The 13,358-nt window shown below is 68.5% G+C and carries 13 protein-coding genes; 7 read left to right on the top strand and 6 right to left on the bottom strand.

Annotation, left to right across the window (positions count from 1 at the left end):
• Positions 1 to 52 precede the first annotated feature (52 nt).
• From E0L93_RS01435 to E0L93_RS01420, 4 genes are all read left to right on the top strand, one after another.
• Positions 53 to 868 carry a class I SAM-dependent methyltransferase gene (locus E0L93_RS01435; protein ID WP_132687482.1) on the top strand — a complete coding sequence of 272 codons (816 nt, stop codon included), beginning with the start codon at positions 53 to 55 and terminating at the stop codon, positions 866 to 868.
• 1 nt (position 869) lies between these two features.
• Positions 870 to 2,273, top strand: coding sequence for a 3-isopropylmalate dehydratase large subunit (gene leuC, locus E0L93_RS01430; protein WP_132687480.1), 1,404 nt, complete (start codon positions 870 to 872; stop codon positions 2,271 to 2,273).
• Entirely contained in the window at positions 2,274 to 2,861 is a 588-nt protein-coding gene (gene leuD, locus E0L93_RS01425; protein WP_132687478.1) for a 3-isopropylmalate dehydratase small subunit, read from the top strand.
• 66 nt (positions 2,862 to 2,927) lie between these two features.
• Complete coding sequence (locus tag E0L93_RS01420; RefSeq protein WP_132687476.1) at positions 2,928 to 4,088, top strand: GNAT family N-acetyltransferase; 1,161 nt, start codon at positions 2,928 to 2,930, stop codon at positions 4,086 to 4,088.
• A gap of 13 nt (positions 4,089 to 4,101) precedes the next feature.
• On the opposite strand, the gene E0L93_RS01415 is transcribed toward E0L93_RS01420, so the two are convergent.
• From E0L93_RS01415 to E0L93_RS16520, 3 genes are all read right to left on the bottom strand, one after another.
• Positions 4,102 to 4,971, bottom strand: a complete 870-nt coding sequence (locus E0L93_RS01415; protein ID WP_132687475.1) for an RNA polymerase sigma-70 factor — start codon at positions 4,969 to 4,971, stop codon at positions 4,102 to 4,104.
• Positions 4,968 to 5,567, bottom strand: coding sequence for a carboxymuconolactone decarboxylase family protein (locus E0L93_RS01410; protein ID WP_132687473.1), 600 nt, complete (start codon positions 5,565 to 5,567; stop codon positions 4,968 to 4,970). The genes E0L93_RS01415 and E0L93_RS01410 overlap by 4 nt, the downstream gene beginning before the upstream one ends.
• Positions 5,568 to 5,761: 194 nt before the next feature.
• Positions 5,762 to 6,025 carry a winged helix-turn-helix domain-containing protein gene (locus tag E0L93_RS16520; protein ID WP_424511415.1) on the bottom strand — a complete coding sequence of 88 codons (264 nt, stop codon included), beginning with the start codon at positions 6,023 to 6,025 and terminating at the stop codon, positions 5,762 to 5,764.
• Positions 6,026 to 6,129: 104 nt separating this feature from the next.
• Between E0L93_RS16520 and E0L93_RS01400 the strand changes: the two genes are divergently transcribed.
• Positions 6,130 to 7,035 (top strand): TIGR03560 family F420-dependent LLM class oxidoreductase, encoded by a 906-nt coding sequence (locus E0L93_RS01400; protein WP_132687469.1) that lies wholly within the window; start codon positions 6,130 to 6,132, stop codon positions 7,033 to 7,035.
• 9 nt (positions 7,036 to 7,044) lie between these two features.
• Here E0L93_RS01400 and E0L93_RS01395 read toward each other — a convergent pair whose 3' ends face one another.
• Genes E0L93_RS01395 through E0L93_RS01385 form a run of 3 tightly spaced genes read right to left on the bottom strand, consistent with a single transcriptional unit; the run spans position 7,045 to position 10,264 of the window.
• The gene (locus tag E0L93_RS01395) at positions 7,045 to 7,872 is read right to left on the bottom strand and encodes a DUF427 domain-containing protein (protein ID WP_132687467.1); all 828 of its coding nucleotides are present in this window, start codon (positions 7,870 to 7,872) and stop codon (positions 7,045 to 7,047) included.
• 58 nt (positions 7,873 to 7,930) lie between these two features.
• Entirely contained in the window at positions 7,931 to 9,337 is a 1,407-nt protein-coding gene (locus E0L93_RS01390; RefSeq protein ID WP_132687466.1) for an ABC1 kinase family protein, read from the bottom strand.
• A 60-nt stretch (positions 9,338 to 9,397) separates the two neighbouring features.
• Positions 9,398 to 10,264 carry a class I SAM-dependent methyltransferase gene (locus tag E0L93_RS01385; RefSeq protein ID WP_132687464.1) on the bottom strand — a complete coding sequence of 289 codons (867 nt, stop codon included), beginning with the start codon at positions 10,262 to 10,264 and terminating at the stop codon, positions 9,398 to 9,400.
• 121 nt (positions 10,265 to 10,385) lie between these two features.
• Between E0L93_RS01385 and E0L93_RS01380 the strand changes: the two genes are divergently transcribed.
• Positions 10,386 to 10,910 (top strand): hypothetical protein, encoded by a 525-nt coding sequence (locus tag E0L93_RS01380; RefSeq protein ID WP_132687462.1) that lies wholly within the window; start codon positions 10,386 to 10,388, stop codon positions 10,908 to 10,910.
• 88 nt (positions 10,911 to 10,998) lie between these two features.
• Positions 10,999 to 13,353 carry a DNA mismatch repair protein MutS gene (gene mutS / locus E0L93_RS01375; RefSeq protein WP_132687461.1) on the top strand — a complete coding sequence of 785 codons (2,355 nt, stop codon included), beginning with the start codon at positions 10,999 to 11,001 and terminating at the stop codon, positions 13,351 to 13,353.
• The last annotated feature ends 5 nt before the right edge of the window (positions 13,354 to 13,358 follow it).

The raw sequence follows: 13,358 nt of genomic DNA, 5'->3' as shown, positions 1-13,358 counted from the left end.
AAGATATCTCAGAATATGAGACGAATCAACGGCTGGGAGGGGGTCTCCGGCGTTGGCGCTTGAGTGGGATGCCGTCTCTTATGAGGCGCTGGCGGACCCAATGACCCGCTGGGGTGCGGCCTTTCTGGAGCGTCTGGAGCTGCGGGGGGATGAGTGTGTGCTGGACGCCGGGTGCGGCACCGGGCGCGTCACGGAGTTGCTTCTGGAGCGTCTGCCGGGCGGGAGGGTACTGGCGGTGGACGCTTCGGAGGCGATGGTGAGGGCGGCGCGGGAGCGGTTCGCCGGTGAGGGGCGGGTGCGGGTGGAGCGTCGCGACCTGCTGGAGCTGGAGGTTGGGGAGCCGGTGGACGTGGTCTTCTCGACCGCTACTTTTCACTGGATCCCGGACCACGCGAGGCTCTTCCGGCGGCTCGCCGCGGCTCTGAGGCCCGGCGGGCTGCTCGCTGCGCAGTGCGGGGGTGAGGGGAACATACTGCGGGTGCGCGAGGCGACGGAGAGGGTGATGCGCGGCGAGAGGTTCCGGGGCTTCTTTGAGGGCTGGGAGGAGAACAAGGAATATGCGGGTGTGGAGGTGACGAAGGCCCGGCTGGAGGCGGCGGGCTTCGAGCGCGTGCGGTGCTGGCTGCACGAGGAGCCGACGCGGTTCGATTCGGTCGGTAAGCTGGCCGGTTATCTGAGAACGATAATTCTGAGGGGGCATGTGGAAGCGCTGCCGGAGGAGGAGAGAGATCCCTTCGCGGTCGCTGTGGCGAGAGAGATGGCGGCGATGGATGGTCCGCTGCTAGCCGATTACGTGCGGCTGAACATGCTGGCGCGGAAGCCGGAGAGGGAGACTGCCACTACAGGCGTTTCGGTACAGGAGGGATGAGATGAGCAGGCCCAGAACGCTCGCGGAGAAGATATGGGAGCGGCACGTGGTGCGGCGGGCCGAAGGGGAGCCCGATCTGCTCTACGTGGACCTGCACATGGTGCACGAGGTGACGAGCCCGCAGGCCTTCGAGGCCTTGCGGCTCGCCGGGCGGAAGGTGCGCCGCCCCGACCTCACCGTGGCCACGATGGACCACAACGTGCCGACCACCGACGTGGGGCTTGGGGTCAGGGATAAGGTCTCCGCCAGGCAGATGGAGGCGCTGCGCCGCAACTGCGAGGAGTTCGGGATACAGCTGCACGAGTGGGGATCGCTTGGGCAGGGGATCGTGCACGTTATCGGCCCTGAGATGGGGCTCACCCAGCCCGGGATGGTCATCGTCTGCGGCGACAGCCACACCTCCACCCACGGGGCATTCGGGGCTCTGGCCTTCGGCATCGGCACGAGCGAGGTCGAGCACGTGCTCGCCACCCAGACCATACCGCAGAGGCGGCCCAAGACGATGGCCATAACCGTTGAGGGTGAGGCGCCGCCGGACGTGACCGCCAAGGACATCATGCTCGGCATCCTGAACAGGATCGGCACCGGCGGCGGGGTGGGGCACGTCATCGAGTACCGGGGCGAGGCGATCCGCAACCTCTCCATGGAGGGGCGGATGACGATCTGCAACATGACCATCGAGGGCGGCGGGCGCGCCGGGATGGTCGCCCCCGACGAGAAGACCTACTCGTACATCGAGGGCCGGCCGCACGCCCCCAAGGGCCGGGCCTGGGAGGAGGCGCTCGAGTACTGGCGGACGCTGCCCACCGACGAGGGGGCCACCTTCGATAAGGAGGTCTTCATAGACGCGCGGGAGCTCGTCCCCTACGTCTCCTGGGGCACCACCCCGGCCCAGACCGTCCCGCTCGACGGGGAGGTCCCCGAGCCCGAGAACGAGGGGCACGAGCGGGCCCTCAGGTACATGGGCCTCAAGCCCGGCACCCCCATAAGAGAGATAGAGGTGGACACCGTGTTCATCGGGTCGTGCACCAACGCCCGCATAGAGGATCTGCGGGCGGCGGCCCGCGTGCTGGAGGGCCACAAGGTCAAGGAGGGCATCCGGGCGATGGTCGTCCCCGGCTCGATGCGCGTGAAGAGGCAGGCCGAGGAGGAGGGGCTCGACAGGATCTTTATCGAGGCGGGCTTCGAGTGGCGCAACGCCGGCTGCTCGATGTGCCTCGGGATGAACCCGGATATCCTCTCCCCCGGCGAGCGCTGCGCCTCCACCTCCAACCGCAACTTCGAGGGGCGGCAGGGCAAGGGCGGCAGGACGCACCTCGTGAGCCCGGTCGTCGCGGCGGCGACGGCGGTGATGGGCCGCTTCGCCTCTCCCAGCGAGCTCGGCGTCCCCGTGGAGGTGAGCTAGATGGAGCCCGTAAAGAAGGTCGAGGGCAAGGCGCTGCCGCTCGGTTACTCGGACGTTGACACCGACCAGATCGTACCCTCCGACGCCCTCAAGCGCATCGAGCGCACCGGATTTGGGCAGTTCCTCTTCTCCGAGTGGCGCGAGGATGAGGACTTCGTCCTCAACAGGCCCGAGCACGAGGGCGCGGTCGTCCTCATCGCGGGCGAGAACTTCGGGTGCGGCTCCAGCCGCGAGCACGCCGTCTGGGCGGTGCAGGACTACGGCTTTGGGGCCGTGATCGCGCCCTCCTTCGCCGACATCTTCAAGAACAACTGCACAAAGAACGGTGTGCTCACCGTCGAGCTGCCGGAGGAGACGGTGCGGAAGCTGCTCGACGCCGTGCGCGAGGACCCGGAGGCCGAGATCACGGTAGACCTGGAGTCTCGCACCGTAAAGGGCCCGGGCGTGGAGACTGAGTTCGAGGTCGACGACTTCACCCGCTACCGGCTCTTAAACGGACTCGATGACGTCGGGCTTACGCTGCGGCACGAGGAGGAGATCGAGCACTTCGAGCGCTCGCGCCCGGGGTACCTGCCGAGCGTGCGCTGACATGGAGGCGTGAGCGGGGGATAGAATGTTCACGGCTCATGTTTTTTACGGGAGTCTTCGACACGAATGCGGGGCGCTGAGGCCGTGCGGGTCCGGCCTCTCGCCAGCATCGAGCAGGTAGAGCCGTCCGCGTGGCGTGCTCTGGAGCCGCCGGACTTCCCGTTCTTCGACCACGAGTTTTTGCGCGCGCTGGAGCGCTCGGGCAGCGTCGGCAAGGGGAGCGGCTGGTCGCCGGTCTACCTCGTCTGCACCGGTGGCGGGCAACTTCTGGGCGCGCTGCCGCTGTACGTAAAGACGGACAGCTTCGGGGAGTACATCTTCGACTGGGACTGGGCGCACGCCTACCATCAGCACGGGCTGTCCTACTACCCGAAGCTGGTCGCGGCCGTGCCGTTCACGCCCGCCACGGGTCCGAAGCTCCTCGTGCGTCCCGGCGCCGACCGCGCGGCGGTGGCGGACGCCCTGCTCGGTGAGGCCCGGAGGCTAGGGGAGGAGGTGGGGGTGAGCTCCTCGCACGCGCTCTTTCTGCCGGAGGGAGAGGTCCCCGAGTTCACGGGTCGCGGCTTCGCCCTCCGGCACTCGATGCAGTTTCATTGGCGCAACCGGGGCTACGGCTCTTTTCAGGACTATCTGAGCGCGCTAAAGGGCAAGCGGCGGGGCCAGATCCGGCGCGAGCGCCGCCAGCTTGATGGGGATCTCGCCATAGAATCCCTCACCGGAGAGGCGCTGTATCCCGGGCACGCCGCGGCGATGTACGAGTTCTACATCAGCACCTCGGAGAAGAAGTGGGGCAGCCCCTACCTCACGCGCGCTTTCTTCGAGGAGGTCTTCCGGACGATGCGCGACCGCATCCTGTTCGTCGTGGCGCGCGCCGGGGGGCGGCCGGTCGCGGGCGCCCTCAGCTTCTTCAAGGGAGACTCGCTCTACGGCCGCTACTGGGGGGCTACCGTAGAGCGGCGGAACCTGCACTTCGAGCTCTGCTACTACCGCCCGGTAGAGTTCGCCATCGAGCGGCGTCTCGGGCTCTTTGAGGCCGGGGCGCAGGGTGAGCACAAGCTCGCCCGCGGCTTCCTGCCCACTTTAACTTACAGCGCGCACGAGATCCGCCACCCCCTCTTCCGGCGCGCCATCGAGCAGTACATCGAGGAGGAGAAAGAGATCGTGGCCGAAAACCTGGCCTTCTACAGCCGTCACAGCCCGTACAAAGACGGTAAGAGCGTGGCTTGACGAGAGTGCGCGGTCAGCGGCTGAGCTCGGCCTCCTCCTCGAGCCGGGCCAGCTTGTGCGGGTTGCGGATCGCGTAGATGTGGGTGATCCGGCCGCCCTCAACCACGAAGGTGACCGCCGTGTCGAGCTCGCCGTCGAGGTCGATCCGCGCGGCCGGGGCGCCGTTGAGCCATACGGTGCCGACCACCGCATCCGGCGCGAGCGTCCTGAAGCGGGAGAGGAGGGCCGCCACCCGGTCGCGGCCCGCCACCGGACGCCGGACGGCGGCCACCTCGCCGCCGCCGTCGGCTACCAGCACCACGTCGGGCGCGAGCACGTCGAGCAGCGCCTGGAGATCGCCGGTCTGCACCGCGGCCAAAAACCGGTCGACCACCTCCTGCTGCTCGGCGCGATCTACCCGTATCCGCGGCCGCCGCGCGATCACGCGCTCCCTGGCGCGGTGAGCGATCTGCCGGACCGCGGCCGGCGTCTTATCGAGGGCTGCGGCGATGTCGGCGTAGGGCACATCGAAGACCTCGCGCAGGACGAAGACCGCCCGTTCGGCGGGCGCGAGGGTCTCCAGCACGGTCAGCATCGCGATCGAGACGCTCTCGGCGAGCTCGGCGTCCTCGGCCACGTCGGGACCGGTGAGCAGCGGCTCGGGCAGCCACTCCCCGACGTACTCCTCGCGCCGCCGCGCCAGCGTCCGCAGCCGGTTGAGCGCCTGGCGGGTGACGGCCCGGATCAGGTAGGCCCGCGGGTTCCGCACCTCGGTGCGGTCGGCGTCGGCCCACCGCAGCCAGGTCTCCTGCACGACGTCCTCGGCGTCGGCGGCGGAGCCGAGCATCTCGTAGGCGACGGTGAAGAGCAGGCTGCGGTGGGTGACGAAGGGGTCGTCGCTCATGAGGCGGGCGTTACCCCCGGCCGTCCGGTCGGCTCGGCCAGCGGCTTCAGGTTACAGGCGGCCGAGAAGCCCTGAGACTCAAGGCCCAGCGCGACGTTGTTGCGGGTCATGAAGTTCGCCAGCGCGATAAACGCGGTAAGCTCCACCATCGCAGCCGGGCCAAGCGCCTCCAACAGCCTCTTCGATAGCTCGTCGGTCACCGTCGGCGGGGTCTGGCTCATCGCCTCGGCGTACTCCATGACGTCACGCTCCAGCGGCGTGAATACGTCCGATTCGCGCCAGCGCGGCACCTCGCGCGCCTTCTCCAGGTCGAGCCCTTTGTTGTGCGCCTGCCAGTAGCCGAAGTCCAGGCAGAAGCTGCAGCCGACCAGGCTGGCTACCGCCATGTGGGCGAACGACTTCAGGTTCTCGTCACACGCATCCCACTTCTGTATCTTGCGACTGAGGCCGAAGCTGAAGTTCAGCACCTTCCGGTTGTGCCATACGACCCCGACCGCGTCGGGTACATCGCCGAGCATCTTGCGGGACATCAGTTTGATCAACGCGCCGTAGATGCCGGTGATCTCGGCCGGCGGGATCCTGGTGTTGCTGGCCATTTATCCTCCTTGCCGGTGGTTTTAACACAGAGACACCGGCCGGAGCCGATCTGTGACAGCACGGCAGAGATCCTCGTCGCCCGGGGCCGCTGCTGAGCGCCGGTACTCCGACCCTCCTCGCGGTCGATCACCACCGGGTGAAGTCTCCTGAAAGTGGCTCGTCGGGAATGGCCGGCTCGTCACGCTCGACCCGCTCAAGAGCTTCGATCTTTACCCGGCAAGGATAAGCCGCGCTCTGTGATTCTCAGATAGCCGCGCCTTGGGCGTTCGATCAAGCGAGCTTTAGATAGGTGCGTGGTAGCCCACCCTACACGATTTGCAAATTCCGGCGCCTTGCCGCTCGGGAGCAGTTCAAGGCGTTCTTCTTCGCTCAGCTCGAAGTGTTGGGCTAAGGTTTCTACCACGTCGCGGAACCTATATTCTTTGCCATCTGATACCAGGGTCAGCAATGGGAGCATGACGGCTTGAAAGTCTGGCATAGCCATAGATCCATTGTATTCAAAGCTGCACCTACAGGCTAGAATCGCTCTTGTCGTCCCAGAAGAGCAAGGGGGGAGCGCAAGTGATCGAAGTCGCGATCATGATCGAGGGGCAGGACGGGATCGGCTGGCCGCGCTGGAAGCGGCTGGTGCGGACCGTGGAGGACTGCGGGTACGCCGGACTCTACCGCTCGGACCACTTCACCAACCCGGAGGGTCCGGTCAAGGACGCGCTGGAGCTGTGGTCGTCGCTCACCTGGCTCGCGGAGAACACCGAAAGGATAGAGTTCGGCCCGCTGGTCTCGCCGGTCTCCTTCCGGCATCCCGTAATAACGGCCTGGCAGGCGAGCGCGGTGGACGCTTTAGCCGAAGGACGCCTCCGGCTAGGCCTGGGAGCTGGCTGGCAGGAGCGGGAGCACGAGGCTTTCGGCTTCGACCTGCTGGACATAGACCGCCGGTTCGCCCGCTTCGAAGAGGCTCTGGAGGTCGTAACCCGCCTTCTGCGCAGCGAGAAGCCCGTCTCCTACTCCGGCGAGTTTTACCGGCTGCGCGAGGCGGTGCTGAAGCCGCGCTCGCCGCGGCCGGGCGGCCCTCCCATAGTCATCGGGGGCAACGGTCCGAGGAGGACGCTGCCGCTGGCCGCCCGCTACGCCGACGAGTGGAACGCCGTCTTCATCCCGGCCGGACGGTTCGCCGAGCTGAGCGCCCGCCTGGACGGGATGCTGGCGGAGGCCGGCCGGAGACCGGAGGAGGTGCGCCGCACCCTGATGACGCGCGTCATCTTCGGCCGCGAGCCTGCCGCCCCCGAGCGGGAGCGGTTAGAGGCTCAGGGTGTCATCGCCGGCGCCGCGCCGGAGGTCGCCGAACGGCTCGGCCGCCTGGCGGAGGCCGGGGTGCAGCGGGTCATGCTGCAGTGGTTGGAGATCGACGATATCGAGGGTTTGGAAGCCATGGCGTCCTCGGTTTTGCCGCAGCTTTCGGGGAGATGAGGGCCGGATCTACTCCGACCACTGCGTTTTCGGGCGCTCCTGCTTCTCGCCGTCCACCTCCAGGTCCACGCGTTCGTTGAAGAAGCAGAGCAGGCCCTCGACCTTCTGGGCGTCGCGGCGGGCTTCCGGGTAGCTCCAGACCAGGTCCTTTGCCGTCTCGCCGCCGGCCTCAACCGACCAGTATGAGGCCACGCCCTTGTAGGGGCACTCGGAGGAAGAGTCGCTCGGCACCAGCAGCTCTCGCCGCACGTCCTCGGGCGGGATGTAGTAGCGGGGCGGAAGGGAGGTCTCGAAGAGGATCTTCGGCCGCCGGGTCTCGGCGACGAGCTCGCCGTTTACGGAGATTCGCACGTGCCGGGAGCTGTCCAGGACGTCTATCCTGTGGTAGGGGTCGCGGGGGTGGACGGTTACCTCCTCGTCCTCCTCGTACCAGGCGTCCATCTTGTCCCAGTAGAAGGCGATGTAGCCGGCGAGCGGCGGAGCGTCTTCCAGCGGCTCCGGGTAGCTCCAGGCGGCGTTCTCGGCTATCCGGTCCCCGGCCCGCACCGACCAGTAGGAGGCGTCGCCTTTGAAGGGACAGCGGGTGGTGTGGTCGGTGGGCTCCAGGAGCTCGGCGCGGACGTCTGCTTCGGGGAAGTAGTAGACGGGCAGAAGCCCTGTCTCGTGCAGCAGCTTCATGCGGCGGCTGTCGGCTACCGTCTCGCCGTTGAAGACGACCCGCACCCTTTTCGGAGAGTCTTCGAAGTACAGGGTGTGGGGCTTGAGCACCGAGGTGTCGAAGTTGAAGGTTCCTCCGCTCTTCCCGCTGAACGGGCCGGTCCCGAGGGTTAGCGACATGATGTGGCCCCTCCTTTCAGATGACTTTCACCCTCATGATACCCGCCCGGGGCGGGGTTCAGGTGTACCGCGCCGCGATCTCCAGGGCGTCTAGCTCCGGAGCTAGCTGGCGGGTGATGCCGTCGAGCAAGCCGATGGCGCGGCCCGCGAGCAGGAGGTCCGGCGGGATGTCGCCGATGCTCGCGCCCAGGTTCCGGCCGAAGCGGGAGAGGTCTGCGGCCGCCCCGTCCGGCTCGCTGCCGAGCAGCACCCCGGCGAGCTGCAGCAGGGTGTCCAGGTCCGTCTGCTCTGCGTCCACCGGCATCCCGGCGCGGTTCAGCGCCGCGGAGAGGGCGCCGAGGTCTCCCGCCGTAAGGGCCCGCACCGCCGCGCCGAGCTCGCCCGCCAGCCCGCGCTCCAGCGGCACGGTGAGGCCGTGGTCCAGGAGCACCAGCCGCGGGCCGGGCTGCACGTAGAGGTTGCCGGGGTGCGGGTCGGCGTGCAGGACGTTGCGCCGGAAGATCTGGTCCGCGTAGAGGTCGTTCAGCAGTTCGGCTGCAGCGCGGGGCTCGATGCCGGCCCGCTGCAGCGCTCTCCGGTCCGTGATCTTGACGCCCTCGACGTACTCCATTACGAGCAGGCCCCCGGTCACGAGCTCTTCGGCGGGCTCGGGGATAACCGCGTCCTCCCTGCCGGCCAGCGCCTCCCGCAGCTTGCGCATCGCCTGAGCCTCCCGGCGGAGGTCCAGCTCCAGCGGGAGCGTCCGGCGCAGGTAGTCCGTGATGGGCCGCAGCCGGAGAGAGGGCTCCAGCGCCGCGACGGCGTCGAAGGTGAACTGCAGGGCTTCGAGATCGGCGTGCATGATCTCCGCTACGCCCGGGTGCCGGACCTTCACGGCTACTTCCCGGCCGTCTTTCAGGCGGCCGCGGTGCACCTGGGCGATGGAGGCGGCGGAGACCGGCTCGGGGTCTATCTCCGCGAAGACGGAGGCGAGCGGGCGCCCGAGCTGGTTCTCTATGGCGTCTCCGATCACCGGCCAGGGCTGCGGCGGGAGGCGGTCCTGGAGCTCCGAGAGCCGCTCGATGTACGGGAGCGGGAGCAGGTCGGGACGGGTGGAGGCGAACTGCCCGGCCTTGATGAGCGCTCCGCCCAGCGAGCGGGCCGCGTTCAGCAGGTGGTCGGCGCCGCGCCGGTGCTGCGCCTCCCGGTCTGATGGGCTCACCGCTCCGGGCCACCACCGGGCGCGCTCCTGCAGCGTCTTGTACCCGAGGTATATGTCCCACGCCACCGTCCAGATCACGGCCGCGCGCCGCTGCGCCGCACCGGCCGGAAGCCAGCGCCCCAGACGCTCCTGAGCTGCGAGGAACGTCTCGAACCGGAGGAAGGTCTGGCTGCGGGCGAGGTCTAATGCGCGGAGCGCCTTGAGCGATGCCTCCGCCCACTCCCGGTGCAGATCTAGCGGCGTAAGGGGCAGTGTTCTGCGCATACTCCCGGAGTATACAGGCTGCGCCTCCCGGCCCTGTGAAGGGTATCTCCCGTCCTGAGCCTACAGCGCCGGGGCTCTCCTCCTGCCCGCGCCCAGGACCGCCTCGCCCTCCAGCTCGACCGGCCCGTCCGGGAATATCTCCCCGAGCGTCGCCAGGGCGTCCTCCCGGATCCGGCGGCGCTGCTCCCCGGTCAGCGAGTCCAGGATCGAGGCTATAGGGGCGGCGACCGTGGAGACCCCGCGCCAGAACGTCTCCGCGTCCCGGGCCCGCACGGCCGGGGTGCGGAGGACCTCGACCTCCACCTCCTCGAAGCCGGCGGCTCTGAGCACAGCCTCCAGGTGCTCCGGAGTTGGGAGGGCGAAGAGCCCGGGGGTCATCGGGCCCTGCGGCGGCAGCCCGGCGTGCCGGCCGATAATCTCCAGCGGGATGGAGAAGTTGGGGTTGCGCTCCGGGCGGCCCCAGGTGCTCACCGCCACCCTCGCTCCGGGCCTGAGCGCGCGGTGCAGCTCCCGCAGCGCCGCCGCGGGGTCCGGCATGAACATCAGGCCCAGCCGGCAGGTCGCGGCGTCGAAACTCCCGGCCGGCACGCCGGGCTCGAGCTCGCTCCGGATGGCACGAAACCCGGCGTTGGTGATGTTCTGCCGGCGAGCTTCGGCTCTGGCGGCGCGGACCATCTCCTGCGAGAGGTCCAGCCCCAGCACGTATCCCCCGGAGCCGACGATCTGCGCGATGGTGAGGGCCGGGTCGCCGGCGCCGCAGGCCAGGTCCAGGACCCGGAAGCCCGGCCGGATGCCGGCCAGCTCCACCATACGTTCGGTGATCCGGCCCGTAGGAGCGCCCAGCTTCTCCCGGAACCGCTGCCAGCCGGGAGCCACGGCGCTCCACTCGGTGCGCTGCCGCTGCCGGACTCTCTCGGGGTCGCTCATGTCCCGGAAGTTTAGCAGGGCCTCCCTTTACGGGTTCTAATCTTTCTTAACGTTTGGTAAATCGCCCCGTAACCCGCGCGGGGTATAAATGCCGGAGACCACGCGCAGGAGGTGGACAGACGTGAGGCTGAGAGTCCTGATCCTCTTCGCGACCGCCCTACTGGCCCTTGCGGCCTGCGGCGGCGAACCGGCGAGCCCGGAAGGGACCAAGAACGAGCAACCGGCGGAGCGGAACGCCACTGCTGAAGAGGAGCCGGCCGGCGACGGGCGGGCCCGCGCCGACGGCGTGGTGCTGAGGGTCGGAGGCACGGAGGGGGCCCGGTTCGCCGGCACGTGCAGCACCGGCGGTCAGGAGCGCGAGATCCGGGGGCAGGTCCCCGAGCGGTTTACCTTCCCCGCGAGCGGCAAGCTGGAGTGCCAGATCCGCAAGCAGGATCGGAACGACGACCGGCTGCGCGTAGTCCTGACCCACGGAGACGAAGCGCGCTTCGTCCACCAGACGAACGCCCGCGGCGGGCAGATAAAGTTCACCTACCAGGATAACAGCTTCCAGGCCTCCTCCACGGGCGGCAGCGGCGTCCAGGAGGAGTCGACCACCCGGTTCGGCGACCAGCGGAGCGTCCAGTCTCAGAGCGGCGGCAACTGAGGCTCTCACGCCCCGGAGAATACGCCTCCCGGCTGAGCCCGGTATTTAAGGGCTGACGCGCGGGGTATATGTCCGTAGAATATTCCCCATGTTGCAGCGGTACGCCGAGCTCAAGGCCCGGCTCCCGGCCGGCACCATACTCTTCTACCAGGTCGGGAGCTTCTACGAGACCTTCGAGGAAGACGCGAAGACGATCTCGCGCGAGCTCTCCATCCGCCTGACCTCGCGCGAGGCGGCCGGAGAGGGGCGGGTGCCGCTCGCCGGGGTCCCGCACCACGCGCTGAGCGAGCATCTGGCTGCGCTCCTGAGGAAGGGGTACTCGGTCGCCATCGCCGAGCAGAGGCCGCATCCGGCCAAGCCGAAGCAATTCACGCGCGAGATCTCCCAAATCCTCACCCCCGGGACCGTCATCGAAGAGGGCGTGCTCGCCGCCGGGGAGTCCAACTATCTGGCGGCTGTGGTGGTGAGGGGCGGGGTCGCGGGCATAGCCGTCGTCGAGGCCTCCACGGGCGAGTTCACGGGGACGGAGATCCCCGAGGGCGAGCTCGACGCCGAGCTGGAGCGCTGGTCGCCGCGGGAGCTCGTCGTGCCGGAGCGCACGGCCGTGGAGAGCCTGCCGGTCGTGCGGGCCAAGATCAGTCCGGCCCCCCGCTGGACGTTCGAGCCCGCCGCCGGGGAGCAGACGCTCAAGCGGCACTTCGGCGTGGCCGGTCTCAAGGGCTTCGGGCTGGACGGGAAGGCGGCGCTCACCGGGGCCGCCGGAGCGCTCATCCAGTACATGACGGACCTGCGCGGCGGCAACCCGCCGGAGCAGGTGGTGAGCTTCCGGCCCTACCACCCATCCTCCCGGATGCTGCTGGACGAGGCTACCCGGCGCAACCTGGGGCTGGACGAGCTCGTGGGTACGGTGGACAGGACGAAGACCCCGATGGGGCGGCGGGCCTTGCGGCGCTGGCTGGAGCGCCCCCTGCTCTCAGCGGAGAAGATAGAACGGCGCCTCGCGGCGGTGGACGCTTTCTACGGCGACTACATGCTGCGCGAGGAGGCGCGGGAGCTCCTGAGCCGCGTGCCGGATATCGAGCGGATCGCCACCCGCATAGTGCGCCTCTCCGCTTCGCCGAACGACCTGCTCGCGCTCAAGGGCGCGCTGGAGACCGTGGGGCCGCTGAAGGCGGCGCTGGATGCGGCGGCCGAAAGGAGCGAGCTGCTGAGCCAGGCGCTGGATGCGGCCGGGGAGCTGCCGGAGGTGCAGGAGCTTATCGGGGCTGCCATCTCCGAGGAGGAGGGCGAGATCATCCGCCCCGGATACTCCGCGGAGCTGGACGAGGCCCGCAGCTTCCGGGACAGCGCGCACGAGTGGCTCTCGCGCTTCGAAGCCGAGGAGCGGCTGAAGACCGGCCTGAAGACGCTGAAGGTCGGCTACCGGGACGGCGAAGGGTACTTTATCGAGGTGGGGGGCAGGGAGGCGCACGCGGTCCCGGACCACTACGTGCACCGCAAGGCGCTCAAGCACAACGCCCGCTATGTGACCGCAGAGCTCAAAGAGCACGAGTCGAGGATGCTCACCGCCCGCGACGAGGTAGAGCGGCTGGAGCGCCGGATCCTCTCGGAGATCCGGGCCGCCGTGAAGGAGAACGTCCCCACCCTGCAACTCACCGCCCGGGCCATCGCCGCCATAGACGTGCTGGCCGCGTTCGCCGCAGCCGCAGCCGAGCTGCGCTACTGCCGCCCGGAGGTGACGGAGGAACGCGGAATAAAGATAGAGTCCGGACGCCACCCCGTGGTCGAACACGCTCTGGAGACCCCCTTCGTCCCCAACGACGCGGAACTGGACCAGGACGCGCGGCTCCAGATCATCACCGGCCCCAACATGGCCGGTAAATCCGTCTTCCTGCGGCAGGTCGCGCTCATAACCCTGCTGGCACAGGCCGGCTCCTACGTCCCGGCGGACGCAGCGAGAATAGGGATCGTAGACCGCATCTTCACCCGGGTCGGGGCCGAGGACCGGCTGGCGACCGGCGAATCCACGTTCATGGTCGAGATGACCGAGGCGGCGGGCATCCTGAACAGCGCCACGGAGCGCAGCCTCGTGATCCTGGACGAGGTCGGGCGCGGAACCTCGACCTACGACGGCATGAGCATAGCCTGGGCTATCGCCGAGTACCTGCACGACGAGGTGCAGGCGCTCACGCTCTTCGCCACCCACTACCACGAACTTACCCAGCTCGCCGACGTACTGCCCGGCTGCCGCAACCTGAAGGCGGCCGTGGAGGAGGTCGGAGAAGAGGTGGTCTTCCTTCACCGTATCGAACCCGGCGCCGAATCCTCCTCCTACGGAGTCCACGTCGCACGGCTCGCCGGACTGCCCCGGCAGGTCACCGACCGGGCGAGCGAGCTGCTCGCCCGGCTGGAGTCCGAAGGCGTGCAGAGCTTTGCCGACTGACCTCG

The sequence above is a fragment of the Rubrobacter taiwanensis genome, from assembly GCF_004337705.1.
Taxonomy (GTDB): Bacteria; Actinomycetota; Rubrobacteria; order Rubrobacterales; family Rubrobacteraceae; genus Rubrobacter_C; species Rubrobacter_C taiwanensis.
The sequence above is the reverse complement of the archived record's forward strand: the minus strand, read 5'-3'. Positions and strand labels throughout refer to the sequence as shown.